This is a genomic window from Pseudomonas sp. MF08831 (assembly GCF_059862645.1).
In genome coordinates this window covers 148,201-174,449 of record NZ_JCBCUX010000002.1, presented here as the reverse complement: position 1 = coordinate 174,449, position 26,249 = coordinate 148,201, and the positions used below count along the sequence as shown (strand labels likewise).

At 61.1% G+C, this 26,249-nt stretch carries 20 protein-coding genes; 16 read left to right on the top strand and 4 right to left on the bottom strand.

The genetic code is table 11. The annotated features are described in order from the left end of the window. Positions 1 to 126: 126 nt before the first annotated feature. From rnr to AC19YS_RS04115, 13 genes are all read left to right on the top strand, one after another. Positions 127 to 2,760: a ribonuclease R gene (gene rnr, locus AC19YS_RS04175; RefSeq protein WP_119737911.1), complete on the top strand. Its 2,634-nt coding sequence runs from the start codon at positions 127 to 129 to the stop codon at positions 2,758 to 2,760. Further along, a complete protein-coding gene (rlmB, locus tag AC19YS_RS04170) occupies positions 2,757 to 3,512 on the top strand; it encodes a 23S rRNA (guanosine(2251)-2'-O)-methyltransferase RlmB (protein ID WP_010213600.1) in 756 nt (251 codons plus the stop codon). Before rnr ends, rlmB begins: the two co-directional genes overlap by 4 nt. A gap of 314 nt (positions 3,513 to 3,826) precedes the next feature. Further along, positions 3,827 to 4,249: a 30S ribosomal protein S6 gene (rpsF, locus tag AC19YS_RS04165; protein WP_003217491.1), complete on the top strand. Its 423-nt coding sequence runs from the start codon at positions 3,827 to 3,829 to the stop codon at positions 4,247 to 4,249. Between the two features lie 28 nt (positions 4,250 to 4,277). Further along, positions 4,278 to 4,508 carry a 30S ribosomal protein S18 gene (gene rpsR / locus AC19YS_RS04160; protein WP_002551829.1) on the top strand — a complete coding sequence of 77 codons (231 nt, stop codon included), beginning with the start codon at positions 4,278 to 4,280 and terminating at the stop codon, positions 4,506 to 4,508. Between the two features lie 36 nt (positions 4,509 to 4,544). Then, positions 4,545 to 5,438, top strand: coding sequence for a hypothetical protein (locus tag AC19YS_RS04155; RefSeq protein WP_500601006.1), 894 nt, complete (start codon positions 4,545 to 4,547; stop codon positions 5,436 to 5,438). Positions 5,439 to 5,456: 18 nt separating this feature from the next. Further along, entirely contained in the window at positions 5,457 to 5,903 is a 447-nt protein-coding gene (rplI, locus tag AC19YS_RS04150) for a 50S ribosomal protein L9 (protein WP_003171376.1), read from the top strand. Positions 5,904 to 6,013: 110 nt separating this feature from the next. After that, entirely contained in the window at positions 6,014 to 7,411 is a 1,398-nt protein-coding gene (dnaB, locus tag AC19YS_RS04145) for a replicative DNA helicase (protein WP_017526410.1), read from the top strand. 191 nt (positions 7,412 to 7,602) lie between these two features. Continuing rightward, positions 7,603 to 9,906: a YgiQ family radical SAM protein gene (locus AC19YS_RS04140; RefSeq protein WP_367242294.1), complete on the top strand. Its 2,304-nt coding sequence runs from the start codon at positions 7,603 to 7,605 to the stop codon at positions 9,904 to 9,906. Positions 9,907 to 10,129: 223 nt separating this feature from the next. Next, positions 10,130 to 11,056: an Ssp4 family T6SS effector gene (ssp4, locus tag AC19YS_RS04135; protein WP_106577635.1), complete on the top strand. Its 927-nt coding sequence runs from the start codon at positions 10,130 to 10,132 to the stop codon at positions 11,054 to 11,056. Next, a complete protein-coding gene (locus AC19YS_RS04130; protein ID WP_200624036.1) occupies positions 11,056 to 11,493 on the top strand; it encodes a hypothetical protein in 438 nt (145 codons plus the stop codon). The genes ssp4 and AC19YS_RS04130 overlap by 1 nt, the downstream gene beginning before the upstream one ends. A gap of 188 nt (positions 11,494 to 11,681) precedes the next feature. Next, positions 11,682 to 14,972, top strand: coding sequence for a transglutaminase family protein (locus AC19YS_RS04125; protein ID WP_500601004.1), 3,291 nt, complete (start codon positions 11,682 to 11,684; stop codon positions 14,970 to 14,972). A gap of 157 nt (positions 14,973 to 15,129) precedes the next feature. After that, complete coding sequence (locus AC19YS_RS04120; protein WP_500601003.1) at positions 15,130 to 17,616, top strand: circularly permuted type 2 ATP-grasp protein; 2,487 nt, start codon at positions 15,130 to 15,132, stop codon at positions 17,614 to 17,616. Continuing rightward, on the top strand, positions 17,616 to 18,506 hold the full coding sequence (locus AC19YS_RS04115; RefSeq protein ID WP_119737897.1) for a transglutaminase family protein: 891 nt from the start codon (positions 17,616 to 17,618) through the stop codon (positions 18,504 to 18,506). Before AC19YS_RS04120 ends, AC19YS_RS04115 begins: the two co-directional genes overlap by 1 nt. A 46-nt stretch (positions 18,507 to 18,552) precedes the next feature. Here the strand turns inward: AC19YS_RS04115 and AC19YS_RS04110 are convergent, their stop codons facing one another. Continuing rightward, positions 18,553 to 18,735 carry a hypothetical protein gene (locus AC19YS_RS04110; RefSeq protein ID WP_106577640.1) on the bottom strand — a complete coding sequence of 61 codons (183 nt, stop codon included), beginning with the start codon at positions 18,733 to 18,735 and terminating at the stop codon, positions 18,553 to 18,555. Between the two features lie 331 nt (positions 18,736 to 19,066). On the opposite strand from AC19YS_RS04110, the gene azu reads away from it, so the two are divergent. Beyond that, complete coding sequence (gene azu, locus AC19YS_RS04105; RefSeq protein ID WP_119737895.1) at positions 19,067 to 19,513, top strand: azurin; 447 nt, start codon at positions 19,067 to 19,069, stop codon at positions 19,511 to 19,513. Between the two features lie 194 nt (positions 19,514 to 19,707). Here azu and nadE read toward each other — a convergent pair whose 3' ends face one another. The 3 genes from nadE to AC19YS_RS04090 all read right to left on the bottom strand — a co-directional run bounded on the left by nadE (position 19,708) and on the right by AC19YS_RS04090 (position 22,876). Next, a complete protein-coding gene (gene nadE / locus AC19YS_RS04100) occupies positions 19,708 to 20,535 on the bottom strand; it encodes an NAD(+) synthase (RefSeq protein WP_106577642.1) in 828 nt (275 codons plus the stop codon). Positions 20,536 to 20,538: 3 nt separating this feature from the next. Beyond that, positions 20,539 to 21,753, bottom strand: coding sequence for a nicotinate phosphoribosyltransferase (gene pncB, locus AC19YS_RS04095; protein ID WP_065900159.1), 1,215 nt, complete (start codon positions 21,751 to 21,753; stop codon positions 20,539 to 20,541). 226 nt (positions 21,754 to 21,979) lie between these two features. Continuing rightward, positions 21,980 to 22,876, bottom strand: coding sequence for a LysR family transcriptional regulator (locus AC19YS_RS04090; RefSeq protein ID WP_106577643.1), 897 nt, complete (start codon positions 22,874 to 22,876; stop codon positions 21,980 to 21,982). 153 nt (positions 22,877 to 23,029) lie between these two features. Here AC19YS_RS04090 and amaB point away from each other — a divergent pair, with 153 nt between their 5' ends. Beyond that, the gene (amaB, locus tag AC19YS_RS04085) at positions 23,030 to 24,520 is read left to right on the top strand and encodes an L-piperidine-6-carboxylate dehydrogenase (protein WP_500601000.1); all 1,491 of its coding nucleotides are present in this window, start codon (positions 23,030 to 23,032) and stop codon (positions 24,518 to 24,520) included. Between the two features lie 171 nt (positions 24,521 to 24,691). Next, positions 24,692 to 25,975, top strand: coding sequence for an L-pipecolate oxidase (amaA, locus tag AC19YS_RS04080; protein WP_500600998.1), 1,284 nt, complete (start codon positions 24,692 to 24,694; stop codon positions 25,973 to 25,975). Positions 25,976 to 26,249 lie beyond the last annotated feature (274 nt).

Below are 26,249 nucleotides of genomic sequence, written 5' to 3'. Positions count from 1 at the left end.
AAGGTCGTGCAAGGTGCGTTCTGAGGGCGACAAAGGTCTTTAAAACGCTTGTTGATGCCTGAAATTTCCCGTTTCAATACGCGTATGCCAAACTAACCCGCATATAGACAAGGTGAAAACTCTCTAATGGCCGATTGGCAGTCCCTCGATCCCGAGGCCGCTCGTGAAGCGGAAAAATATGAAAACCCTATTCCTAGCCGCGAACTGATCCTGGCGCATCTCGCTGATCGTGGTTCGCCTGCTAGCCGCGAGCAGTTGGTTGAAGAATTCGGTCTGACCACCGAAGACCAGCTCGAAGCCCTGCGCCGCCGTTTGCGTGCCATGGAGCGCGATGCCCAACTGATCTACACCCGCCGAGGCACTTACGCGCCTGTGGACAAGCTCGATCTGATCCTTGGCCGCATCGCCGGCCACCGTGACGGCTTCGGCTTCCTGATCCCGGACGACGGCAGTGACGACCTGTTCATGAGCCCTGCGCAAATGCGTCTGGTGTTCGATGGCGACCGTGCTCTGGCGCGCGTTTCCGGCCTCGACCGTCGCGGTCGCCGTGAAGGCGTGATCGTCGAAGTGGTGTCGCGTGCCCACGAGTCCATCGTCGGCCGTTACTTCGAAGAAGGCGGCATCGGCTTTGTCGTGCCGGATAACCCAAAGGTCCAGCAGGAAGTGCTGATCACCCCGGGCCGCAATGGCGCTGCCAAAGTCGGTCAGTTCGTCGAGGTGAAAATCACTCACTGGCCAACTGCGCGCTTCCAGCCGCAGGGCGACATCGTTGAAGTGGTCGGCAACTACATGGCGCCGGGCATGGAAATCGACGTTGCGTTGCGCACCTACGATATCCCTCACGTCTGGCCAGAGGCTGTGCTCAAAGAAGCCGCCAAGCTCAAGCCGGAAGTCGAAGAAAAAGACAAAGAAAAACGCATCGACCTGCGCCATCTGCCGTTCGTCACCATTGACGGCGAAGATGCCCGCGACTTCGACGATGCGGTTTACTGCGAAGCCAAGCCTGGCAAGCTGCGTCTGTTCTCCGGTGGCTGGAAGCTGTTCGTCGCGATTGCCGACGTGTCCAGCTACGTGAAGATCGGTTCGGCCCTGGATAACGAAGCCCAGGTGCGCGGCAACTCTGTGTACTTCCCGGAGCGCGTGATTCCGATGCTGCCTGAGCAGCTGTCCAACGGCCTGTGCTCGCTGAACCCGAAAGTCGACCGTTTGGCCATGGTGTGCGAGATGACTATCTCGAAAACCGGCGAAATGACTGACTACCAGTTCTACGAGGCGGTGATTCACTCCCAGGCGCGCCTGACCTACAACAAGGTCAGCACCATTCTGGAACAGCCGAAAACCAGCGAAGCCAAAGCCTTGCGCGGTGAGTACGGTCATGTCGTGCCGCACCTCAAGCAGCTGTATTCGCTGTACAAGGTGTTGCTGGGCGCTCGTCATGTGCGTGGCGCGATCGATTTTGAAACCCAGGAAACCCGGATTGTCTTCGGCTCCGAGCGCAAAATCGCGGCGATCACCCCGACCACGCGCAACGATGCTCACAAGCTGATCGAGGAATGCATGCTGGCCGCCAACGTGGCCACTGCCGAATTCCTGAAAAAGCACGAGATTCCTGCACTGTACCGCGTGCACGACGGCCCGCCGCCGGAGCGTCTGGAGAAGCTGCGCGCGTTCCTCGGTGAACTCGGCCTGTCCCTGCACAAAGGCAAGGACGGCCCGACGCCGAAGGACTACCAGGCACTGCTGGCAAGTATCAAGGACCGTCCGGATTACCACGTGATCCAGACCGTCATGCTGCGCTCTCTGAGCCAGGCGGTGTACAGCGCGGATAACCAGGGCCACTTCGGCCTGAATTACGAGGCGTACACTCACTTCACCTCGCCGATTCGTCGTTACCCGGACTTGCTCACGCACCGCGCGATCCGCAGCGTGATCCATTCCAAGCAAAACACCCCGCACGTCAAGCGCGCCGGTGCCATGACCATTCCCAAAGCACGGATTTATCCGTACGACGAAGCGGCCCTGGAACAGTTGGGCGAGCAGTGCTCCATGAGCGAGCGCCGTGCCGACGAAGCCACCCGCGACGTAGTGAACTGGCTCAAGTGCGAGTTCATGAAGGACCGTGTGGGCGAATCGTTCCCGGGTGTGATCACCGCCGTGACCGGCTTTGGCCTGTTCGTCGAGCTGACCGACATCTACGTCGAAGGCTTGGTGCACGTTACCGCGTTGCCGGGCGACTATTACCACTTCGACCCTGTGCATCACCGCCTGGCGGGCGAGCGCACCGGTCGCAGCTTCCGTTTGGGCGACACGGTGGAAGTGCAGGTCATGCGCGTCGACCTCGACGAGCGCAAGATCGACTTCGGCATGCCTGATAAACCAGCCGAGCCGACTGGCCGCAAAAAACGTGGCGCCGAGACGACTGCGCCGGCCAGCAAAGGCAAAGGTGCTCCTGCTAAAGCAGCGGTCGCCGAGCCTGCGTCAGCCAAACCTGCTCGTCGTTCGTCTGCCAAGGACAAGGCCCCCGAAGCCTACCGCCCTAGCGATGCTGCGGCCAAGAATGCCGAGCTGCGCAAGAGCCGCGAGTTGAAGCAGCAGTTGCTCAACGAAGCCAAAAGCGGTGGTAAAGCGGCGTCTGGGGGAAAGTCCCGCGAGGCGGAAAAACCGTCGAGCAAGCCGAGCAAACATCGTAAAGGCCCGCCCAAAGCGGGTTCGGCCCCCGCGAAAAGCGGCGGGTCGCGCAAACCTAAGGCCAAGTCATGAGTCTGGAAAAAATCTACGGCGTGCACGCCGTAGAAGCACTGCTTCGTCATCACCCTAAGCGCGTCAAGCAGGTGTGGTTGGCCGAAGGTCGCAGCGAGCCGCGCGTGCAAGCGCTGGTCGAGCTGGCGACCCAGAATAAAGTTGCCATCGGCCAGGCCGAGCGTCGTGAAATGGACGTGTGGGTAGAAGGCGTTCACCAAGGCGTGGTGGCGGACGTCAGTCCGAGCCAGGTTTGGGGCGAGGCGATGCTCGACGAGCTGCTCGACCGTACCGAAGGTGCACCGCTGCTGCTGGTGCTGGACGGCGTGACCGACCCGCACAACCTCGGCGCCTGCCTGCGTTCGGCGGATGCTGCCGGCGCGTTGGCGGTGATCGTGCCCAAAGACAAGTCGGCCACCCTGACGCCGGTCGTGCGTAAAGTGGCCTGCGGCGCGGCGGAAGTGATTCCGCTGGTGGCCGTGACCAACCTGGCGCGCACACTGGAGAAACTCCAGCAGCGCGGCTTGTGGGTCGTGGGCACGGCAGGCGAGGCTGAGGTCAGCATTTACGACCAGGACCTTACCGGCCCGACCATCCTGATCATGGGCGCCGAAGGCAAAGGCATGCGTCGCCTGACCCGTGAGCATTGCGACTACCTGGTGCACCTGCCGATGGCCGGTAGCGTCAGCAGCCTCAACGTTTCAGTCGCAACGGGCGTCTGCCTGTTCGAAGCCCAGCGCCAGCGTGGCGCCAAGGCTAAAGCCAAGAAATAAGGCTTGAGAGCGACGCAAGACCCTGTGGGAGCCGGGCTTGCCCGCGATGACGGTGTGTCAGTCAGCACAGATGCTGCCTGAGCCATTGTCATCGCAGGCAAGCCAGCTCCCACAGTTGCTTTGGGTTTGCCTGGATTGCGTGTTGTTCAAATAATCACCAATCACCTTGCGCCGTTTCTCCCCCTTCTCTACAATTGCGCCCCTTGCCTTCCTGGCAGGCATCTATGTGCCTCCCTGCGGCAAGATCCATAAGTGTCATTCACTCCTTGTCTGACCGTTTTTGAGCGGCAGGCTACAACCCGTAAGGAGCATTCATGCGTCATTACGAAATCATCTTTTTGGTCCACCCGGATCAAAGCGAGCAAGTCGGCGGCATGGTTGAGCGTTACACCAAGCTGATCGAAGAAGACGGCGGCAAAATCCACCGTCTGGAAGATTGGGGCCGTCGTCAACTGGCCTACGCAATCAACAATGTTCACAAGGCTCACTACGTGATGCTGAACGTTGAGTGCACTGGCAAGGCCCTGGCCGAGCTGGAAGACAACTTCCGCTACAACGATGCAGTGATCCGTAACCTGGTCATCCGTCGCGAAGAAGCCGTTACCGGCCAATCCGAGATGCTCAAGGCTGAAGAAAACCGCAGTGAGCGCCGTGAGCGTCGCGACCGTCCTGAGCACGAAGGCGCCGAAAGCGCTGATAGTGATGACAGCGACAACAGCGATAACGCTGACGAGTAATCCACGGACCTTTTAAGGAGCCTATCAAATGGCACGTTTCTTCCGTCGTCGTAAATTCTGCCGCTTCACCGCTGAAGACGTGAAAGAGATCGATTACAAAGATCTCAACACTCTGAAAGCTTACGTATCCGAGACCGGCAAAATCGTTCCAAGCCGTATCACCGGTACCAAAGCACGTTATCAGCGTCAGCTGGCCACCGCTATCAAGCGCGCCCGCTTCCTGGCCCTGCTGGCCTACACCGACAGCCACGGCCGCTGAGACCGGGCAGTCGACAAGTAGTAAGGGATTGAATGCATGCGCGCCTTAGCTGAGTTCATCATGCGCGGTCGCGTGCAGGCCACTCTGGTAGTGGCTGGATGTGCGGCATTGCCGCTGCTTTATTGGTTGGGTGCTGCCGCCGGTTGCCTTGTGCTGCTGCGGCGCGGTTTGAAGGACGCCCTTGGCGTTTTTGCCCTGGGTTTGTTGCCGGCCTTGATCTGGTGGCTGCAAATGGGTGATCCACGGGTACTTCTGGTACTGCTGGGGTCATCGAGCCTTGCGTTGGTTTTACGCGCAAGTGAGTCCTGGGTCCGTACGCTGCTGGTCAGCGTGGCATTGGGGTTGGTTTACTCAGTGATGCTTGGCGCGGCTTTCCGCCCGCAAATCGAGGCGCTGTCGCAGGAAATCGTCAAGATCCTGCCGTTGGCCCTCGGGGATCTCTACCAGCATTTGTCGGTAGATGAGCGAGCGCGGTTTGTGTCACTGATTGCTCCGGTCCTGACCGGCCTGATTGCGGCATTGTTGCAGGTCGTCAGCGTGCTGAGCCTGATTCTTGGGCGTTATTGGCAGGCGTTGTTGTACAACCCGGGTGGTTTTGGTCGCGAGTTTCGCAGTATCAGAATTCCCGCGGGACCGGCGATGTTGTTGCTGGCGTGCATGGTTGTCGGGCCGAACTTCGGTCCACAGATAGCCTTGCTGGCGCCGATTTGCAGCGTACCGCTGGTGTTTGCCGGGCTGGCCCTGATTCATGGGTTGGTTGCGCGAAAGCGCCTGGCCAAGTTTTGGCTGGTGGGGTTGTACGTGACGCTGTTGCTGTTCATGCAGCTGATCTATCCGTTACTCGTGGTTTTGGCCATTGTCGACGGCCTGATTGATTTTCGCGGTCGTCTGGCGTCGAAAGATGCTGATAACGCGAACGGTGAAGGTTAAAAGTTAGAGGATTTTCACATGCAACTGATCCTTCTGGAAAAAGTCGCCAACCTGGGCAACCTGGGCGACAAAGTGAACGTTAAGGCCGGCTACGGTCGTAACTACCTGCTGCCATACGGCAAAGCCACCGCTGCAACCGCTGCCAACCTGGCTGCGTTTGAAGAGCGTCGTGCTGAGCTGGAAAAAGCAGCAGCAGACAAAAAAGCTTCGGCCGAAACTCGCGCTGCCCAACTGGCTGAGCTGGAAGTGACTATCACTGCCACCGCCGGTGACGAAGGCAAGCTGTTCGGTTCGATCGGCACCCACGACATCGCTGATGCACTGACCGCCTCCGGCGTTGAAGTGCAGAAGAGCGAAGTTCGTCTGCCGAACGGCACCATCCGCAACGTAGGCGAATTCGACGTAGCCGTGCACCTGCACGCCGAAGTTGAAGCCACCGTACGCGTTGTCGTGGTAGCAGCTTAAGCAGCACCTAACTGACTGGCACCTAGCGTGTCAGCCAGTTAACATCGGGCACGATCCTGTTTACAGGTCGTGCCTTTTGTTTTTCTACAATCCCCTAATTCCAAGTGGCCATGAACGATATTTCAGCTCCTGAGCAATACGATCTGCAAACCGCTGCCCTGAAGGTGCCGCCGCATTCCATCGAGGCCGAACAGGCCGTGCTCGGTGGCTTGATGCTGGACAACAACGCCTGGGAACGCGTGTTGGATCAAGTCTCGGACGGTGATTTCTATCGCCATGACCACCGGCTGATCTTCCGCGCCATCGCCAAGCTGGCCGACCAGAACTCACCGATCGACGTGGTGACCCTGGCCGAACAGCTGGACAAGGAAGGCCAGACCTCCCAGGTCGGCGGCCTGGGTTACCTGGGCGAACTGGCGAAAAACACGCCGTCCGTCGCCAACATCAAGGCGTACGCCCAGATCGTTCGCGAGCGCGCCACCCTGCGCCAGTTGATCGGCATCAGCACCGAAATCGCCGACAGCGCCTTCAACCCCGAAGGCCGCACTGCCGCCGAGATCCTCGACGAAGCCGAGCGCCAGATCTTCCAGATCGCCGAGGCGCGGCCTAAAACCGGCGGCCCGGTCAGCGTCAACGACCTGTTGACCAAGGCCATCGACCGTATCGACACGCTGTTCAATACCGACAACGCCATCACCGGTATTTCCACCGGTTACACCGACCTCGACGAGAAGACCAGCGGCCTGCAGCCGTCCGACTTGATCATCGTCGCCGGCCGTCCATCCATGGGTAAAACCACCTTTGCGATGAACCTGGTGGAAAACGCCGTGTTGCGCAGCGACAAGACCGTGCTGGTGTACTCCCTCGAGATGCCAGGCGAATCGCTGATCATGCGTATGCTTTCATCGCTCGGGCGGATCGACCAGACCAAAGTACGTGCCGGTCGCCTGGAAGACGACGATTGGCCGCGCCTGACCTCGGCGGTCAACCTGCTCAATGACCGCAAGCTGTTCATCGATGACACTGCGGGTATCAGCCCCTCGGAGATGCGTGCGCGTACTCGCCGCCTGGTGCGTGAGCACGGCGACATCGCCCTGATCATGATCGACTACCTGCAGCTCATGCAGATCCCGGGTTCCAGTGGCGACAACCGGACCAACGAAATTTCCGAAATCTCCCGGTCCCTCAAAGCCCTGGCCAAGGAATTCAACTGCCCGGTGGTGGCGCTGTCGCAGCTCAACCGTTCCCTGGAACAACGTCCCAACAAGCGCCCGGTGAACTCCGACTTGCGCGAATCCGGAGCGATCGAGCAGGATGCTGACGTGATCATGTTTGTGTACCGGGACGAGGTGTACCACCCCGAAACGGAGCATAAAGGCATTGCCGAGATCATCATCGGCAAGCAGCGGAACGGGCCGATCGGCTTTATCCGCCTGGCGTTCATCGGTAAGTACACGCGCTTCGAGAACCTCGCGCCGGGCAGTTACAACTTCGACGACGACGAATAATTCTCCCGCGCCTGTAGAGGCCTCATCACGGGCAAGCCCGCTCCCACACTTGAACGGTGAACACCTTCAAATGTAGGAGTGGGCTTGCCCGCGATAGCGTCACCACAATTCCGACCATTACCGTCGGAATTGGTCAAAATTTGTGCTATATTCCGCGCCCGCGATTTTTCATCTCAACACCGGTCACCGTCATGCAAACAGCCAAGCCGTTATTTGACTATCCCAAGTACTGGGCCGAATGTTTCGGTCCTGCGCCATTCCTGCCGATGAGCAGGGAGGAGATGGATCAGCTTGGCTGGGATTCCTGCGACATCATCATCGTCACCGGTGATGCGTACGTGGATCACCCGTCGTTCGGCATGGCCATCATCGGCCGGCTGCTGGAGTCTCAGGGCTTCCGCGTCGGGATCATTGCCCAGCCGAACTGGCAGTCCAAAGACGACTTCATGAAGCTCGGCGAGCCGAACCTGTTCTTCGGCGTCGCGGCCGGCAACATGGACTCGATGATCAACCGCTACACCGCCGACAAGAAAATCCGCTCCGACGACGCCTACACCCCAGGCGGCATGGCCGGCAAACGCCCGGACCGCGCGAGCCTGGTGTACAGCCAGCGTTGCAAGGAAGCCTACAAGAACGTGCCGATCGTACTCGGCGGCATCGAAGCCTCCCTGCGCCGCATCGCCCACTACGATTACTGGCAGGACCGCGTGCGCAACTCGATCCTGATCGACGCCGCCGCCGACATCCTGCTGTACGGCAACGCCGAGCGCGCGATTGTCGAGGTTGCCCAGCGCCTGTCGTGGGGCCACAAGATCGAAGACATCACCGACGTGCGCGGCACCGCGTTCATTCGCCGTGACACGCCGGAAGGCTGGTACGAAGTGGACTCCACGCGTATCGACCGTCCGGGCAAGGTCGACAAGATCATCAACCCGTACGTGAACACCCAGGACACCCAGGCCTGCGCCATCGAGCAGGAAAAAGGCCCGGTTGAAGACCCGGAAGAAGCCAAGGTCGTACAGATCCTGGCCAGCCCGCGCATGACCCGCGACAAGACCGTGATCCGCCTGCCATCGGTAGAAAAAGTCCGTGGCGACGCGGTGCTCTATGCCCACGCCAACCGCGTGTTGCACTTGGAAACCAACCCAGGCAACGCCCGCGCCCTGGTGCAGAAGCATGGAGAAGTGGACGTGTGGTTCAACCCGCCGCCCATTCCGATGACCACCGAAGAAATGGACTACGTGTTCGGCATGCCTTACGCACGTGTTCCGCACCCGGTGTACGGCAAGGAAAAGATCCCGGCCTACGACATGATTCGCTTCTCGGTGAACATCATGCGTGGCTGCTTCGGTGGCTGCACCTTCTGCTCGATCACCGAGCACGAAGGCCGCATCATCCAGAACCGTTCCGAAGAGTCGATCATTCGCGAGATCGAAGAGATCCGCGACAAAGTGCCAGGCTTCACCGGGGTGATCTCCGACCTCGGCGGCCCGACCGCGAACATGTACCGCATCGCCTGCAAGAGCCCGGAAATTGAATCCGCGTGCCGTAAGCCATCGTGTGTGTTCCCTGGCATCTGCCCGAACCTGAACACCGACCACTCCTCGTTGATCCAGCTGTACCGCAGCGCCCGTGCGTTGCCGGGTGTGAAGAAGATTCTGATTGCTTCCGGCCTGCGCTACGACCTCGCGGTCGAGTCGCCGGAATACGTCAAAGAGCTGGTCACCCACCACGTCGGTGGCTACCTCAAGATCGCCCCGGAACACACCGAGGAAGGTCCGCTCAACCAGATGATGAAGCCGGGCATTGGCAGCTATGACAAGTTCAAGCGCATGTTCGAGAAGTACACCAAGGAAGCGGGCAAGGAGCAGTACCTGATTCCTTACTTCATCGCGGCCCACCCGGGCACCACCGATGAAGACATGATGAACCTGGCCCTGTGGCTCAAGGGCAACGGCTTCCGCGCCGACCAGGTGCAGGCGTTCTACCCCTCGCCAATGGCCACCGCCACCGCGATGTACCACTCGGGCAAGAACCCGCTGCGCAAGGTCACCTATAAGAGTGACGCGGTGACCATCGTCAAGAGCGAGGAGCAGCGCCGTCTGCACAAGGCCTTCTTGCGCTATCACGATCCGAAGGGCTGGCCAATGCTGCGTGAAGCGCTGACCCGCATGGGCCGTGCCGACCTGATCGGGCCGGGCAAGGACCAGTTGATCCCGCTGCACCAGCCGGCCACCGACAGCTACCAGAGCGCGCGTCGCAAGAACTCGACGCCGGCCGGCAGCCACAAGGTCGCCAAGGAAACCACCACCAGGATCCTCACCCAGCACACCGGCCTGCCGCCACGTGGCAGCGACGGCAGCAACCCGTGGGACAAGCGCGAACAAGCCAAGGCGGCGGCCATGGCGCGCAACAAGCAGGCGGCCAAGGAACGCGCCGACGCGGCCAAGGGCAAAGGCGGCAAGCCTGCGCGCAAGCCGGTCGTGCCGCGTTGATCGCAGCCTGAATATGCAAAACGCCAGCCTCGTGCTGGCGTTTTGCTTTCTAGTCGGTGGGTAGTCTGTTTGTTAAGGTGGCGCCCATTGAATCGCCTTCGCGAGCAAGCCCGCTCCCACATTCGAGCGCATTCTCATGCTGGAACTCGGTCAACTGTGGGAGCGGGCTTGCTCGCGAAGGTGTCAGTTCAGTCATCACCCATTTCAAGGAAGATCACCCCCCATGGGCAACCCCCTGGCCGGTATCGGCATGGACTCCAACCGCTCGCAATTCATGGCGCGCCAGCGCATCGAAAGCGAACTCAACCTGCCGCGGATATTTGCTGCCATCGACGCCGACCCCAACATCGTTGGTGCAGGCGTGGTGTATATCGACGCCGACTTCAATGTCGTCACCCTGCGTGAGTTCAAGCCCATCTGCAGCATTCAGCCCAAGCGCATCATTGTGCGTGAGGCGCAGAAATACGTCGCGCCAGCGCAGTTTGCTGACCAAGTGATGAATAACGCGCGCGAGTCGCGGTTGATCAGCGAAGCCTTCAACACCACCTTGTCCTGCGGCGGCGCGGTGCTGGGTTGGCTGGTGATGTTAAGCGGCACCATCGCGGTGCCGTTCAGCGGTGGTGCCAGCTCGGTCATCACCGTCATTGGCTACACCAGCGCCACCGCCAGTACGGCGTCCTGCTTGATGGGGGCTTTTCGCACCCGCAATGAGATCGTCAACCCTGGCATGAATGACTATCTGGATAGCGAGGAGTGGTACCAGACCGCTACCAAGATCATGGATGGCGCTGCCTTGGTGGGCGTGGGTGCGTCTGCGCTGACCACGGTCAAATTGGTCAATGTGGCCCGTGCATCCACCGGCAAAACCCTGCGCCAAGTGCTCAAAGGCCTGAACGGTCAGGAGCGGGAAAAGCTGACAAAAGAGCTGCTGAAAATCGCCGACCCACAGATGTCGACCAAAATGCGCAAGCTGCTGCAATTGCGCGGCGATTTGCCCAAGCGCTTTACCCACACTCAGCTCAAGCACGCCACCATCGTCCAGCTCGGCGATGCTTTCAGTGCAGGGCTGAGCGTCTGGGGGCTGGCGCGCTCGGACAACCCCAAACAGCTCAAAACCTTGGCGATAGGGTTGTACGAGGAGCTTGAATAATGAATGGCGTCCCGTCATTGAAACCCTTTTTGCTGGAACATTTTCCCTCGTTCATCGGCGTGATTCTCGCCGGTTGCCTGGGCGGTTCCGGCGCAATTTCCCTGGCGGCCGCCACCTATTTTGCCGACGTGCCCATGGCCACCAATGCCACCGTCTCGTGGTTCGTGGTGATCTTCGCGGCCTTGTTCGTGGTCAACAGCAACTTCCTGGTCGTGCGCGGGCACGCCTGGGCGGTGTGGGGCATGGTCGGCTTTTTTGTGGTGTGCTTGCTGGTGGTGCTTCCGACGCTGCAGTTTCACCCGCACTGGTTTATCTACAGTGAAAGCCTGTTCTGGCCATTGCTCGGGTTGTTGCTGATCAACAGCAAGGGCTATCGGGCGATGGTCAGGAAATTGGTTGAGGTACGGCGCCTGCGCAACGCGTCCAAGGCTGCTTGACTGGGTAGATTCACCACCCCAACCGCGCGCGCACGCCACAAAGATGTGCAGCGTATGCACCATCGCACTGACGACGGCGCTGTTTTGGTGCTGTACTGCAGCGGGTCTTACGATAAAGCGCAATGACGGCCGCTCTGGCATAAGTCTTGCGCGCTTTGTGTCCATGCCCTGGCTCGCAGGAGGCCGCCGTGTCGATTCATGTCGCGTTGCACCACGTTACGCATTACCGCTACGACCGCGCTGTCGAACTCGGCCCACAGATCGTGCGTTTGCGCCCGGCTGCCCATAGCCGCACGCGGATTTTGTCCTACGCACTCAAAGTGCTGCCCGAGCAGCACTTCATCAATTGGCAGCAGGACCCGCAGGGTAATTACCTGGCGCGCCTGGTGTTCCCGGAAAAGACTGACCAGCTGCGCATTGAAGTCGACCTTGTCGCTGAGATGGCGGTATTCAATCCGTTCGACTTTTTCCTTGAGCCCTACGCCGAAAAGATCCCTTTCAGCTACGCCGCCGATGAGCAGCGCGAGCTGGCGCCGTACCTGGAAACCCTGCCGCTGACGCCGAAGTTTGCCGCCTACCTGGCCGGCATCGACCGCACGCCCTTGCCGGCCGTGGACTTTCTGGTCGGCCTCAACCAGCGCCTGGCGGCTGATATCGGCTACCTGATCCGCATGGAGCCGGGTGTGCAAACCCCGGAGTTCACCCTGCAAAACGCTTCTGGCTCCTGCCGCGATTCGGCCTGGCTGTTGGTGCAGTTGCTGCGCAATCTGGGGTTGGCGGCGCGTTTTGTGTCGGGCTACCTGATCCAACTGACCGCCGATGTCAAAGCCCTCGACGGTCCTTCCGGCACCGACGTCGACTTCACCGACCTGCACGCCTGGTGCGAAGTGTATTTGCCCGGCGCCGGCTGGATCGGCCTGGATGCGACCTCCGGGTTGTTCGCCGGTGAAGGTCATATCCCGTTGGCCTGTAGTCCCGATCCGTCGTCCGCTGCGCCGATCAGCGGGCTGGTGGAGCCTTGCGAGTGCGAATTTACCCACGAGATGTCGGTTGAACGCATCTGGGAAGCGCCTCGGGTTACCAAGCCCTACACCGAAGAGCAGTGGCTGGCGATCCAGGCGCTGGGCCGGCAGATCGACGGCGACCTGCTCAAGGACGATGTACGCCTGACCATGGGCGGCGAGCCGACCTTTGTTTCCATCGACGACCCCGATGGCGCCGAGTGGAACACCGCTGCGCTGGGGCCGGACAAGCGTCGCCTGTCTGCCGAGTTGTTCCAGCGCATGCGCAAACACTACGCGCCCACGGGGCTGGTGCACTTCGGCCAGGGCAAGTGGTACCCCGGCGAGCAACTGCCGCGCTGGTCGCTCAATTGTTACTGGCGCCGCGACGGCGTGCCAATCTGGCACAACAGCGCGCTGATCGCCGATGAACAGCAGGATTACGGCGCCGACGGCGTGATGGCCGGGCGCTTCCTGGCCAGCGTCGCCGAGCGCCTGAAGTTGCCGGCGCGCTTCGTGTTTCCGGCCTTCGAAGACAATTTCTATTACCTGTGGCGCGAAGGCGCGCTGCCGCAGAATGTCACCGCCCAAGACCCACGGCTGAGCGACGACCTGGAGCGCGAACGCCTGCGCAAAGTCTTCAGCCAGGGCCTGGATAAAGTCATCGGCCTAGTGTTGCCGCTGGCGCGCACGGCCGCCAATGACCGCTGGCAGAGTGGGCGCTGGTACCTGCGCGACAACCACTGCCGCCTGGTGCCGGGCGATTCGCCGCTGGGCTATCGCCTGCCGTTGGCCTCGCAGCCTTGGGTGACGGCGGCGGAGTACCCGTTTGTGCACCCGACCGACCCGAACCAGGATCAGCCGGCGCTGCCGAGCGCTTCACACTTGCAAAGCCACGGCGAACCCGCGCCCAGCGATGAGCGCGTGCCGAAGGTGGACGAGTCCGCCGATTGGCTGACCCGCACTGCCTTGTGCGCTGAAGCGCGCGAAGGGCGGCTGTATCTGTTTATGCCGCCGCTGGAACGCGTCGAGGACTACCTCGAACTGGTGGCCGCCATCGAAGCCACCGCCGAGGAGCTGCATTGCCCGGTGTTGCTGGAAGGTTACGAGCCGCCGTTCGACACACGCCTGAGCAACTTCCGGGTCACGCCGGACCCGGGTGTGATCGAGGTCAACGTGCAGCCGTCCGCCACGTGGGACGAGTTGGTCGAGCGCACCGAATTTCTCTACGAAGAGGCGCGGCAAACCCGCCTCACCACAGAGAAATTCATGATCGACGGTCGCCACACCGGCACCGGCGGTGGTAACCACTTTGTGCTCGGCGGCGCCACGCCCAAGGATTCGCCGTTCCTGCGCCGCCCGGACTTGCTGCGCAGTTTGATCAGCTACTGGCATAACCACCCGTCGCTGTCGTACCTGTTTTCCGGGCTGTTTATCGGCCCGACCTCCCAGGCACCCCGAGTGGATGAGGCGCGAAACGACGCGCTGTACGAGCTGGAAATTGCCTTCGCGCAGATGCCCGAGCCCGGCGAAGAATGCCCGCCGTGGTTGGTCGACCGCCTGCTGCGCAACCTGCTGATCGACGTGACGGGCAACACCCACCGCGCCGAGTTCTGCATCGATAAGCTTTACTCACCGGACGGCGCCACCGGGCGCCTGGGTTTGCTGGAGCTGCGCGCGTTTGAAATGCCGCCGCATGCGCGCATGAGCCTGACCCAGCAATTGCTGCTGCGCGCTTTGGTCGCGCGTTTCTGGCGTGAGCCGTACGCGCCGCCAAAACTGGCGCGTTGGGGCACCGAGCTGCATGACCGCTTCTTGTTGCCGCACTTCATCGAGCAGGATTTCGCCGACGTGATCGTCGAACTGAACGCCGCCGGTTACCCGCTGCGAGCCGAATGGTTTGCCGCGCACCTGGAGTTTCGTTTCCCCAAGGTCGGCGACTACGCCGTCAGCGGCATCGAACTGGAACTGCGCCAGGCTCTGGAGCCTTGGCACGTACTGGGCGAGGAGGGCGCGGTGGGCGGCACGGTGCGCTATGTGGATTCGTCGCTTGAGCGCTTGCAGGTGAAGTTGAGCGGGCTGCCGCCACAACGCTATTTGCTGACGTGCAATGGCATTCCGGTGCCCCTGCAGCCGACCGGGCGCGTGGGTGAGTTTGTCGCCGGCGTGCGCTACCGCGCCTGGCAACCGGCCAACTGCCTGCAGCCGACCATCGCGGTGCACGCGCCGCTGGTGTTCGACCTGCTCGACACCTGGATGCAACGCTCGCTGGGCGGCTGCCAGTATCATGTCGCCCATCCTGGCGGGCGCAATTACGACAGCTTGCCGGTGAACGCCAATGAGGCAGAGAGCCGGCGTATGGCGCGGTTTTTCCGCTTGGGGCATAGCCCTGGCAAGTTGCCTGTGCCTCCTTTGGTTATCAATGACGAACTACCGATGACCCTGGATTTGCGGCGTTTCCCCAATAAAAATGACTGAATGCGATTTAAATGTGGGAGCAGGCTTGCCTGCGATAGCGATATATCAACCAGCCAATAAGGTGGCTGGAAATCGCAATCGCAGGCAAGCCAGCTCCCACAATAGATTGCAGTGAATGTGAGTTAACCTGACTTCCCTTGCCTCTGCCGAGCGTTCCATGTCCGACTTGCTCGACCGTTACCCGCTGACCGCGGGCACTTACCACGAACTGCTGGACGACAGTGGCGCGGTGCGTGCCCATTGGCAGCGCTTGCTTGATCACCTGCAACGCAGCACGCCCGCGCAACTGGCCCAGCGCCAGGCGCTGCTGACCCGGCAGATCCAGGAAAACGGCGTGACCTACAACGTCTACGCCGACCCCAAGGGCGCCGATCGCCCGTGGGAGCTGGACCTGCTCCCGCATGTACTGGCCGCCGATGAATGGCGGCACTTGTCGGCCGGTATCGCCCAGCGTGCGCGCCTGCTCAATGCCGTGTTGGCCGACCTGTATGGCCCGCAGCGCCTGATCAAAGAAGGCCTGCTGCCGGCTGAGCTGGTGTTCGGGCATAACAACTTCCTCTGGCCGTGCCAGGGCATCCAGCCGCCGGACGGTACCTTTCTGCACCTGTACGCCGTGGACCTGGCGCGCACCCCGGATGGCCGCTGGTGGGTCACCGCCGACCGTACCCAGGCGCCTTCGGGCGCGGGTTATGCGTTGGAAAACCGCACCATCGTGTCCCGCGCCTTTCCGGATTTGTACCGTGACCTGCAGGTTCAGCACCTCACCGGTTTTTTCCGCACGCTGCAGGAAACCCTGGCCCGCCAGGCTTCCTGCGACGACCAATCACCGCTGATCGTGCTGCTCACGCCGGGGCGTTTCAACGAGAGCTATTTCGAACACCTGTACCTGGCGCGACAGCTCGGTTACCCGTTGGTGGAAGGCGGCGACCTCACCGTGCGTGACAGCACCGTGTTCCTGAAAACCCTCAGCGGCCTGCGCCGGGTGCACGCGATCATGCGCCGTCTGGACGACGACTTCTGCGACCCGCTGGAGCTGCGCACCGACTCTGCCCTGGGCGTGCCCGGCCTGCTGGATGCCGTGCGCCAAGGCAATGTGTTGGTGGCCAATGCCCTGGGCAGCGGCGTGCTGGAGTCGCCGGGCTTGCTCGGCTTTTTGCCGAAGATCAACCAGTTCCTGTTTGGCGAAGAATTGATCCTGCCGTCCATCGCCACCTGGTGGTGCGGTGAGGCGCCGGTGCTCGCTGAGGCCTTGGAGAAACTGCCCGAGCTGCTGATCAAACCGGCGTTTCCATCGCAAAGTTTCGCCCCGGTATTTGGCCGCGACTTGAACGACGAACAACGCCAGGCGCTGGCCGAACGCATGCGTGCGCGACCTTATGCGTATGTCGCCCAGGAATTGGCGCAACTGTCCCAGGCGCCGGTGTGGCATACCGTGGATGACCATTTGCAGCACCGCGCCATCGGCATGCGCGTGTACGCGGTGGCCAGCGACGAAGGTTATCGCGTGCTGCCCGGCGGCCTCACCCGTGTGGCGGCCGAGGCCGACGCCGAGGTGGTATCGATGCAACGCGGCGGCGCGAGCAAAGACACGTGGGTGCTGGGCGAACGCGCTGCCGGTAGTGAGCAGTGGCGCGCGCAGCGGCCAATTGGCGCCCACGATCTGGTGCGCCGCGACCCCTACCTGCCGTCACGCGTGGTGGAAAACCTGTTTTGGTTCGGCCGTTACTGCGAGCGCTGTGATGACAGTGCGCGCTGGTTGCGGATTGTGCTGGCGCGGTATGTGGACGGTGACGATCCGCTGGCCTTGCAGGCGGCGGTCGAGCTGGGCGAGACCCTGCGCATGCTGCCCGAAGAAGGGGAATTGCCCGAGCGGCTGCTTGCCGCCTTGCTTGGCGATGACTGGCCATCGAGCCTGCGCGCCAACCTGCAGCGTCTGCAGTGGGCGGCGTCGCAGGTGCGCGGCAAGCTGTCCCGGGAGAACTGGCAGGCCCTGGTCGAACTGCAGCGCGAAGCCCTGGAGCTGGAAAGCCAGACCCCGGACTTCGGCGAGCTGCTGGATTTCCTCAACCGTCTGGTGATGTCCCTGGCGGCGCTGTCCGGCTTTGCCCTGGATGACATGACCCGTGATGAAGGCTGGCGCTTCTTGATGATGGGCCGGCGTATCGAGCGCCTGCAGTTCCTGAGCAGCAGCCTGGCGGCGTTCCTGCGTGGCGTGGCGGTGTTTGATCAGGCCGGGCTTGAGTGGCTGCTGGAGTTGGGTAACAGCAGCATCACCTATCGCTCGCGCTACCTGGCGGTGCCGCAGTTGATCCCGGTACTCGACCTGTTGTTGCTGGATGAGCAGAACCCGCATGCGGTGCTGTTCCAGCTGAAACTGGTCAGCCGCACGTTACGTCGTCTTAACGATGACTTCGGTGTGCCTCGGGAAACCGGGCTGGCGCCGCTGGTGGAGCGCCTGGCACGTTTTGACCTGGGTTGCCTGGAGAACCCGCTGTTCGGCGAGTCCAGCGTGCGTGCCGCGTTGGGTGGCCTGGCTGACCTGCTGCAAGCGGTGGCCGATGAGAGTGGGCAAGTGTCGGATCGCCTGGCGTTGCGCCATTTTGCCCATGTGGATGATGTCAGCCAGCAGACGGTGTCGGTGTGATGAGTGCGCGCTACCAGATTTTTCACGATACCCACTACCACTACGACAGCCCGGTGTCGCTGGCGCAACAGCTGGCGCACTTGTGGCCACGGCCGTGCGCGTGGCAGCGTTGCAGTTCGCAGCAACTGGACATCAGCCCGGAGCCGACGGCGCGGCGCGATGAGCTGGACGTGTTCGGCAATCCGATCACTCGGCTGGCGTTCGAACGGCCCCATGATGAGCTGCTGGTGAATGCAGGGCTGACCGTCGAAGTGCTGGCGCGACCTGCGCTGGATTTTCAGCAGTCGCCGGCCTGGGATCAAACCCGCGACAGCCTGACTTACAGCAGCCAGCCGCTGTCAGCCGAACTGATCGAAGCCTGCCGCTATCGCTTCGAGTCGCCCTACGTGCACCTGAAAAAAACCTTCGTCGAGTTTTCCGAAAGCTGTTTTCCGCCCGGCGAGCCGTTGCTGCTCGGCGTGCAGGCGTTGATGGAGAAGATTTTCAGCGAGTTCACCTTCGATGCCGAAGCCACTCAGGTCGCCACGCCGCTGGTGGAAGTGCTGGAGCGCCGACGCGGCGTGTGCCAGGACTTCGCCCACCTGATGCTAGCGTGCCTGCGCTCGCGTGGCCTGGCAGCGCGGTACATCAGTGGCTATCTGCTTACGCAGCCACCGCCCGGCCAGCCACGGCTGATCGGCGCCGATGCGTCGCACGCGTGGGTTTCGGTGTTTTGCCCGGTGTCGGGCTGGGTAGATTTTGATCCGACTAACAATGTGCAGCCGGCACTGGAGCACATCACCTTGGCCTGGGGCCGGGATTTCTCGGATGTGTCGCCGTTGCGGGGGGTGATTCTGGGAGGAGGGAACCACGACCCGGAGGTGCGGGTGACGGTGATGCCGCTGCAATAACAGTGGATTGAGGCGAGCAGGGAAGGCCTGCTCACCTCAACAGAATTTATTCAGCCGGGTCTTTCGGTGTCTCGGTTTCGTCGGTTGCCACTTCACCTTCGGCATCCGGGTTCAGTGCACTTGCTTCTTCATCTGCAGCGGCTTTCTTGCGTTGCAGCTTTTCCTCTTTCTTCTGCTCCTTGGCCAAGTCTCTCTGACGTTTGGCGAAGGAGTAATTAGGTTTGGCCATGGGCGATCCTCTAGGGTCGAAGGTGAGGGTGGCGGCGCGCAGCTGCCTTGGGTCGCTATGGTAGCAGCTTAGCGGCGCGGTTGGCCTTCACTTACCGCAGGCGTACGCGGCCAGCAGACCGTTGAACAGTTGATTCAGATGCATGGCGCGGGCTCCAAGGGGGATGAGCCGATCATAGGCAGGTGGTCGAACTTTGGCTGGTAGATTGTGTTGATCAGTCTGATAGCCTAAAGTTGTATACAATCTGTTGATGCAGATCATAAGAATTCAAGCCTGCTTGAGGCACCCTTGTCGCAATACGCGTTTTTTAAACCCTGCCATGGAGATTCACATGTTTGCCAAAATCGTTGCTGTTTCCCTGCTGACACTGGCGAGCGGCCAGTTGCTTGCTGCAGAGTGCGCGGTCACTGTTGATTCCACCGACCAGATGTCCTTCAACACCAAAGAAATCACCATCGACAAGAGCTGCAAGACGTTCACCGTAAACCTGGAACACTCCGGCAGCTTGCCGAAGAACGTCATGGGCCATAACTGGGTGCTGAGCTCCGCCGCCGACATGCCTGGCATCGCCAGCGACGGCATGGCCGCCGGCATTGAAAAGAATTACCTCAAAGACGGCGACACGCGCATCATCGCCCACACCAAGATCATTGGTGCTGGCGAGAAAGACGCCGTGACCTTCGATGTGTCGAAACTGGCCGCCGGTACGGATTACGCGTTCTTCTGCTCGTTCCCAGGCCACATCTCGATGATGAAAGGCACTGTGACCGTCAAGTAAGCCGATTCCGGTCGAAAAAAAGCGCCTTGCGGGGCGCTTTTTTGTGGGCGGTCTGTAGTACCGCGTTATCGTTCTTCGCGAGCAAGCCCGCTCCCACACTTGACCGAGTTCCAGCATGAGGATGCGTTCAAATGTGGGAGCGGGCTTGCTCGCGAAGGCGATCTAACAATCAGTACAAAACTATCTGGCTCACCTCACGGCGCGAATGGCATGACCCGCTTGTGCTCGGTCTTGCGATACGTGTCGCAAATGATCTTGAACGCCTCTTCACGCACTGGCTCGCCGTGCAGGAAGGCATCAATCTCGGCGTACGTCACGCCGTGGGATGCTTCGTCCGGCTTGCCTGGCGACAAGTCTTCGAGGTCGGCCGTCGGGATCTTCTCCACCAGCGATTCCGGCGCACCAAAGTGCCGAGCAATCGCACGTACCTGGTTTTTCACCAGCCCGCTCAATGGCGCCAGGTCGCAGGCACCATCACCAAACTTGGTGAAAAAGCCCATGACCGCTTCCGCCGCATGGTCGGTGCCGATCACCAGGCCACCGGCCGCGCCAGCGATGGTGTACTGCGCCACCATGCGCATGCGCGCCTTGGTGTTGCCCAATACAAAATCACGCGACACCGCCGCCTTGCCTTCAAAGGCCGCCACTTCATTGGCCAGGGATTTGACCGCCGGGCCGATGTTCACAGTGTGGCGCTCGTCCGGTTCGATGAAGTCCACCGAAGCCTGAGCGTCGATTTCGTCGAACTGGGTTTCGTAAGGCAGGCGCACGGCGATGAAACGGTAGGCCTCGTCGCCGCTGCTGGCCCGCAGTTCGTGCATCGCACGTTGGGCCAGCAGGCCGGCGGTCAGGGAGTCGACGCCACCGCTGATGCCCAGCACCAAGGTCTTGAGCCCGGAATTGCGCAGGCAATCCTGGATAAAGGTCACGCGGCGGGCAACTTCGGCCTCCAGGGCGGCCTGGTCCTTGAACGGGGCTTGGACCTTGAGCTGCTGCGCAATCTCACGCTGTACGGCTTGCATGATTCACTCCTTGCTGGAAAGGGCAGGTACTTTGAAAACGTGACGCAAATAGGCGACGAAATTCGGATCGGTGCAGTGGGTCTTGCCCGCTTCATCGGAGATTTTCGCGACGGGCTGGCCATTGCAGGCCGTCATTTTAAGCACGATGCTCATCGGCTCAACCCCTGGAATGTCACAGGTCAGGTTGGTGCCGATGCCGAAGCTGACATTAATGCGACCGCGCAACGCGCGGAAAATCTCCAGGGCCTTGGGCAGCGACAGGCTGTCAGAGAACACCAGCGTCTTGCTCATCGGCTCGATGCCGAGCTTGTGGTAGTGGGCGATGGCCTTTTCTGCCCACTGCACCGGGTCACCGGAATCGTGGCGCAGGCCGTCGAACAGCTTGGCGAAGTACAAGTCGAAGTCGCCGAGGAAAGCATCGGTGGTGATGCAGTCGGTCAGCGCGATGCCCAGCAGGCCTCGGTATTCGCGGACCCAGCAGTCGAGCGCGGCGATCTGGCTGTCGATCAGGCGCGGCCCGAGTTGCTGGTGGGCCATGATCCATTCGTGGGCCATGGTGCCGAGCGGCTTCATGTCGAATTCGCGGGCCAGGTGCACGTTGCTGGTGCCGACGAAGCGGCCTGGGAAGTCGTGCTTGAGCACGCTGACCACTTCTTCCTGCACCCGGTACGAGAAGCGCCGGCGCGTGCCGAAGTCGGCTACTTGCAGTTCCGACAGCTCGTCGCTGCTGGCGTTGGCGGTCAGCCAGTCGAATTTGCGGTACAGCTGCTCGCGGGCCTGTTCGAGGATCACGGTCTGATAGCGGTAGCGGTTACGCACTTCGCTGACGATGGCCAGCATCGGTACTTCAAACAGGATCACATGCAGCCACGGCCCGCGCAGGCGGATAAACAGCTCGCCGTTCTCGATGCCGGTTTGCACATAGCGCAGGTTGAAGCGGAACAGCCCCAGAAAGCGCAAAAAGTCCGGCTTCATGAAGCTGATGCGCTCCAGAAAGCCCAATTGATCCGGGCTCAGGCTCAGCTCGGCGAGGCGCTCGATCTGGTAGCGGATTTCCGCCAGGTACGGGCGCAGGTCTTCGCTGTTGCGGCAACGGAACTCCCATTCAACTTCCACATTCGGGTAGTTGTGCAGCACCGCCTGCATCATGGTCAGCTTGTAGAAGTCGGTGTCGAGCAAGTTCTGCACGATGCGATCGGCAAACACACTCTCGCTCATAACGGGAATCTCCAGACGGGTCGACGATGGGCGCCGACCTTTACGCACTATTAAGGAATGGCGCTAGTGGCGCATAGACCCGTGGGGTTTTGCCAGTGTTTTTTCAGCTTGGCACTGTTGTTGTGGCCATTGGCGCCTTCGCGAGCGAGCCCGCTCCCACAGTTGGAATGCATTTCAAGTGTGAGAGCGGGCTTGCTCGCGAAGGCGGTATTGCAGGCGACGCACCTCAAACAGGCTTTACCTGTTCCATCATCCACTTCACAAAATCGCGCACCTTGGGCACCTCCGCCGAATGCTCCGGATACGCCAGGTAATACGCATCCTGGCTGGGCAACGCGTGCTGCCAGGGAATCACCAGCTTGCCCTCGGCCAATTCTTCTTCCACCAGAAAGCGCGGCAGCAAGGCCACGCCGCAGCCCACTTGCGCCGCGCGAATGCACATATAGAAGGTGTCGAAGCGAGGCCCGTGGTAGCTGTGCTCGGTGTGGAAACCCTGGCTGGCGAACCAGTCATGCCAGCCTTGGGGCCGCGAGGCGTTCTGCAGCAGTACCAGGTCGCTGAGTTGCGTGGGGTCGGTGAACGGCTGCGCAGGGAGGCTTTCCGGCGCACACACCGCCACCAATGCTTCGCTGAACAGTTTCAGGCTCTCGGTGCCGGGCCGTGAGCCCTGGCCGAAGTAAAAAGCCATGTCGGCCTTGCCTTGCAGCAGTTCGTCCGGCTCCTGCTCGTTGCACAGGTCCAAATGGATGTGCGGATGGCGCAAACGCCAGCCTTTGAGGCGCGGCACCAGCCAGCGCGCGCCGAAGGTGTAGGGCGTGGACACCCGCAGCACTTCGGTCTCGCCGCCGTAGGAGCGCAGGTAATGGGTGGACATCTCCACCTGCGTGAGGATTTTTCGCACCTCCACCAAGTACAAATCACCCGCCGGGGTCATCTGCAAGCGGCGGCGCACCCGGCGAAACAGCAGGTGTTGCAGCAACTCTTCCAACTGCGCGACCTGTTTGCTTACCGCGCTTTGCGTGAGGTTCAGTTCCTCGGCGGCCCGGGTAAAGCTCAGGTGGCGGGTGGCGGCTTCGAAACACTGCAGGGCGGTGATCGAGGGCAAATGTCTTTTGTTCAGCACGGCACGCCTCTTTTTATTCTTTGCATGAATAAACGGAATGATATCTCGCCTAATCGTCGTTTGTTGGCAAGTCTTGGGCCAGCTACAAATAAGGCCAGGATCGCCGTGTCTGTGGCGGCGCGAATTTTCTGTTTGAAATTGAAGGAGTGACCCATGGTTGCCGCATTGCTTGATCGTCTCGGGGTGAACCCGGCGCTGTACCAGTCGGGAAAACAACCCGTGCATTCGCCGATCGACGGCAGCCGTATCGGCAGTGTGCACTGGGAAGGCGCCGCCGAGGTGGAGCAACAGGTCAGTCGCGCCGAGCATGCATTCGAGGCTTGGCGCAAGGTGCCGGCACCGCGCCGTGGCGAGCTGGTGCGCCAGTTCGGCGACGTATTGCGCGAATACAAGGCAGACCTGGGCGAGCTGGTGTCCTTGGAAGCCGGCAAGATCACTCAGGAAGGCCTGGGTGAAGTGCAGGAAATGATCGACATCTGCGACTTCGCCGTCGGCCTGTCGCGCCAGTTGTACGGCTTGACCATCGCCTCTGAGCGCCCGGGCCACCATATGCGTGAAACCTGGCACCCGCTGGGCGTGGTCGGCGTGATCAGCGCCTTTAACTTCCCGGTGGCCGTATGGGCGTGGAACACCACGCTGGCGCTGGTGTGCGGTAACGCCGTGATCTGGAAACCGTCGGAAAAGACCCCGCTCACCGCGCTGGCTTGCCAGGCGCTGTTCGAGCGTGTGCTGAAAACATTCACCGATGCGCCCGAGTACCTGAGCCAAGTGATCATCGGTGGCCGCGACGCCGGCGCCGCGCTGGTGGATGACCCGCGCGTGGCACTGATCAGCGCCACCGGCAGTACCCGCATGGGCCGCGAAGTGGCGCCCAAAGTCGCCGCCCGCTTCGCCCGCAGCATTCTCGAGCTGGGCGGCAACAACGCAATGATCCTCGGCCCAAGCGCCGACCTGGACATGGCCGTACGCGCCATCCTGTTCAGCGCCGTCGGCACCGCCGGCCAGCGTTGCACCAGCCTGCGCCGCCTGATCGCGCATGAGTCGGTCAAAGAAGAAATCGTCACCCGCCTCAAGGCGGCGTATTCCAAGGTGCGCATCGGCCACCCGCTGGAAGGCAACCTGATCGGTCCGCTGATCGACAAACACGGCTTCGAAAACATGCAGGACGCCCTGGAGCAGGCCTTGAGCGAAGGCGGCAAGGTGTTCGGCGGCAAGCGTCAGCTGGAAGATAAATTCCCGAATGCCTACTACGTGTCGCCGGCGATTGTGGAAATGCCCGAGCAAAGCGACGTGGTGTGCACCGAAACCTTCGCGCCGATTCTGTATGTGATCGGCTACAGCGACTTTGCCGAAGCCCTGCGTTTGAATAACGCCGTGCCGCAGGGCCTGTCGTCGTGCATCTTCACTACCGATGTGCGTGAAGCCGAGCAGTTCATGTCGGCGGTAGGCAGTGATTGCGGGATCGCCAACGTCAACATCGGCCCGAGCGGTGCGGAAATCGGTGGCGCGTTTGGCGGTGAGAAAGAGACTGGCGGCGGGCGCGAGTCGGGTTCGGATGCATGGCGCGGCTACATGCGTCGCCAGACCAATACCGTTAACTACTCGCTGGAATTGCCGCTGGCGCAGGGTATTACCTTCGACTAAATCCCTGTCGAAACGCGGTTGAAAATGTGGGAGCGGGCTTGCTCGCGAATGCGGTGGATCAGCTGTATATCTGTTGACTGACACACCGCTTTCGCGAGCAAGCCCGCTCCCACATTTGACTTCATTTGCAGTTCGGAAAAGTGGTTTGTTGGGTCTCATCGGAGTCTGGCAATGGCATTACGCGAAGCATGTTTGTGGGAGCACTTGACCCCTGGCCGCCCGGACCGGGCCGCGCTCAAGGGCGAGGTCAAGGTGGATGTGTGCGTGATCGGCGCCGGGATCACCGGGTTGTCGGCAGCCGTTCATTTGCTGGAGCAAGGTAAAAGCGTCGCCGTGCTGGAGGCCCATCGCACCGGCCACGGCGGTTCGGGGCGTAACGTCGGGCTAGTCAACGCCGGCATGTGGATTCCACCGGACGAGATCGAAGCCGGTTTTGGCGAGGCGGTGGGCAGCCAGCTCAACCGCATGTTGGGCGCAGCGCCATCGTTGGTGTTCAGCTTGATCGACAAGTACGGCATCGACTGCCAACTGCGCCGCGAGGGCACTTTGCACATGGCGCACAATGCACGTGGCGAGGCGGATTTACGCAGTCGTGAAGCACAATGGAAGCGCCGTGGCGCGCCGGTTGAGTTGCTGACCGGGCAAGCCTGCGAACACGCAACCGGCACTAAAAAGATCGCCGCCGCGCTGCTGGATCGACGCGCGGGCACTTTGAACCCGATGGCCTACACCAGTGGTTTGGCGAATGCGGCGGTTGGCCTGGGTGGGCAGCTTTTCGACCATTCCCCGGTCACCCAACTGGAGCGCCAGGGCGCAAACTGGTCGGTGCAAACCGCGCAGGGGTCGGTGCAGGCTGCACAAGTGGTGATTGCTTCCAATGCCTACACCGAAGGCGAATGGACCGAGCTGCGGCGCAACTTCTTCCCAGGCTATTACTACCAGGTCGCCTCGGCGCCGCTGACGGACGAGGCTGCCAAACAGATCCTGCCTGGCGGGCAGGGTTCGTGGGACACGCGCCAAGTGTTGAGCAGCATCCGCCGCGATGCGGACGGCCGCCTGTTGCTCGGCAGCCTGGGCAACGGTCATCAGAAACCTGCGTGGTTCCTCAAGGCGTGGGCCGATCGGGTGCAGCAGCATTACTTCCCGTACCTCAAATCGGTGCAATGGGAATACACCTGGACCGGCTGCATCGCCTTCACCCCGGACCACCTGATGCGTCTGTTCGAACCCGCGCCGGGCCTGGTGGCGGTGACCGGCTATAACGGGCGGGGCGTGACCACCGGCAGCGTGGTGGGCAAGGCATTTGCCGACTATTTGTGTCACCAGAATTTCCAAGCCTTGCCAATTCCTTTCGCACCGATGCAACCGCTGGCCGGGGTGGGTCTGCGCAGCTGCCTGTATGAAGCCGGATTTTCGCTGTACCACGCGGGCCAATGCCTGCGGATCGTGATCTGATCAGCGAAATACCTGTCAGAAGCCTGCATTTTCTTAGCAGGCTACTAATCTGTATTGGTGCAAGTCGTAGCAATCACGCACTGTAAATGTGCAGTTCCGTTACGCACATTGTTACAGGCGTAGGAACTGTCGTTTATCCGTCTGGTTGCAGGTGCGACCTGCAAGGGTTGTACTTTTTCGCGCCATCGGTTGCACCTCTCGATGCTAGACGGTTGCACGTCCTGGCAAAAGGAGTCGAAACGCCTGTAATAACAATGACACCGTGTCTTTTTGA

What these genes read in the sequence shown, in the direction of transcription:
- rnr (WP_119737911.1), top strand. Translation starts at nt 127, where the DNA reads ATGGCCGATTGGCAGTCCCTCGATCCCGAGGCCGCTCGTGAAGCGGAA.
- rlmB (WP_010213600.1), top strand. Translation starts at nt 2,757, where the DNA reads ATGAGTCTGGAAAAAATCTACGGCGTGCACGCCGTAGAAGCACTGCTT.
- rpsF (WP_003217491.1), top strand. Translation starts at nt 3,827, where the DNA reads ATGCGTCATTACGAAATCATCTTTTTGGTCCACCCGGATCAAAGCGAG.
- rpsR (WP_002551829.1), top strand. Translation starts at nt 4,278, where the DNA reads ATGGCACGTTTCTTCCGTCGTCGTAAATTCTGCCGCTTCACCGCTGAA.
- AC19YS_RS04155 (WP_500601006.1), top strand. Translation starts at nt 4,545, where the DNA reads ATGCGCGCCTTAGCTGAGTTCATCATGCGCGGTCGCGTGCAGGCCACT.
- rplI (WP_003171376.1), top strand. Translation starts at nt 5,457, where the DNA reads ATGCAACTGATCCTTCTGGAAAAAGTCGCCAACCTGGGCAACCTGGGC.
- dnaB (WP_017526410.1), top strand. Translation starts at nt 6,014, where the DNA reads ATGAACGATATTTCAGCTCCTGAGCAATACGATCTGCAAACCGCTGCC.
- AC19YS_RS04140 (WP_367242294.1), top strand. Translation starts at nt 7,603, where the DNA reads ATGCAAACAGCCAAGCCGTTATTTGACTATCCCAAGTACTGGGCCGAA.
- ssp4 (WP_106577635.1), top strand. Translation starts at nt 10,130, where the DNA reads ATGGGCAACCCCCTGGCCGGTATCGGCATGGACTCCAACCGCTCGCAA.
- AC19YS_RS04130 (WP_200624036.1), top strand. Translation starts at nt 11,056, where the DNA reads ATGAATGGCGTCCCGTCATTGAAACCCTTTTTGCTGGAACATTTTCCC.
- AC19YS_RS04120 (WP_500601003.1), top strand. Translation starts at nt 15,130, where the DNA reads ATGTCCGACTTGCTCGACCGTTACCCGCTGACCGCGGGCACTTACCAC.
- AC19YS_RS04115 (WP_119737897.1), top strand. Translation starts at nt 17,616, where the DNA reads ATGAGTGCGCGCTACCAGATTTTTCACGATACCCACTACCACTACGAC.
- AC19YS_RS04110 (WP_106577640.1), bottom strand. Translation starts at nt 18,735, where the DNA reads ATGGCCAAACCTAATTACTCCTTCGCCAAACGTCAGAGAGACTTGGCC.
- azu (WP_119737895.1), top strand. Translation starts at nt 19,067, where the DNA reads ATGTTTGCCAAAATCGTTGCTGTTTCCCTGCTGACACTGGCGAGCGGC.
- nadE (WP_106577642.1), bottom strand. Translation starts at nt 20,535, where the DNA reads ATGCAAGCCGTACAGCGTGAGATTGCGCAGCAGCTCAAGGTCCAAGCC.
- pncB (WP_065900159.1), bottom strand. Translation starts at nt 21,753, where the DNA reads ATGAGCGAGAGTGTGTTTGCCGATCGCATCGTGCAGAACTTGCTCGAC.
- amaB (WP_500601000.1), top strand. Translation starts at nt 23,030, where the DNA reads ATGGTTGCCGCATTGCTTGATCGTCTCGGGGTGAACCCGGCGCTGTAC.
- amaA (WP_500600998.1), top strand. Translation starts at nt 24,692, where the DNA reads ATGGCATTACGCGAAGCATGTTTGTGGGAGCACTTGACCCCTGGCCGC.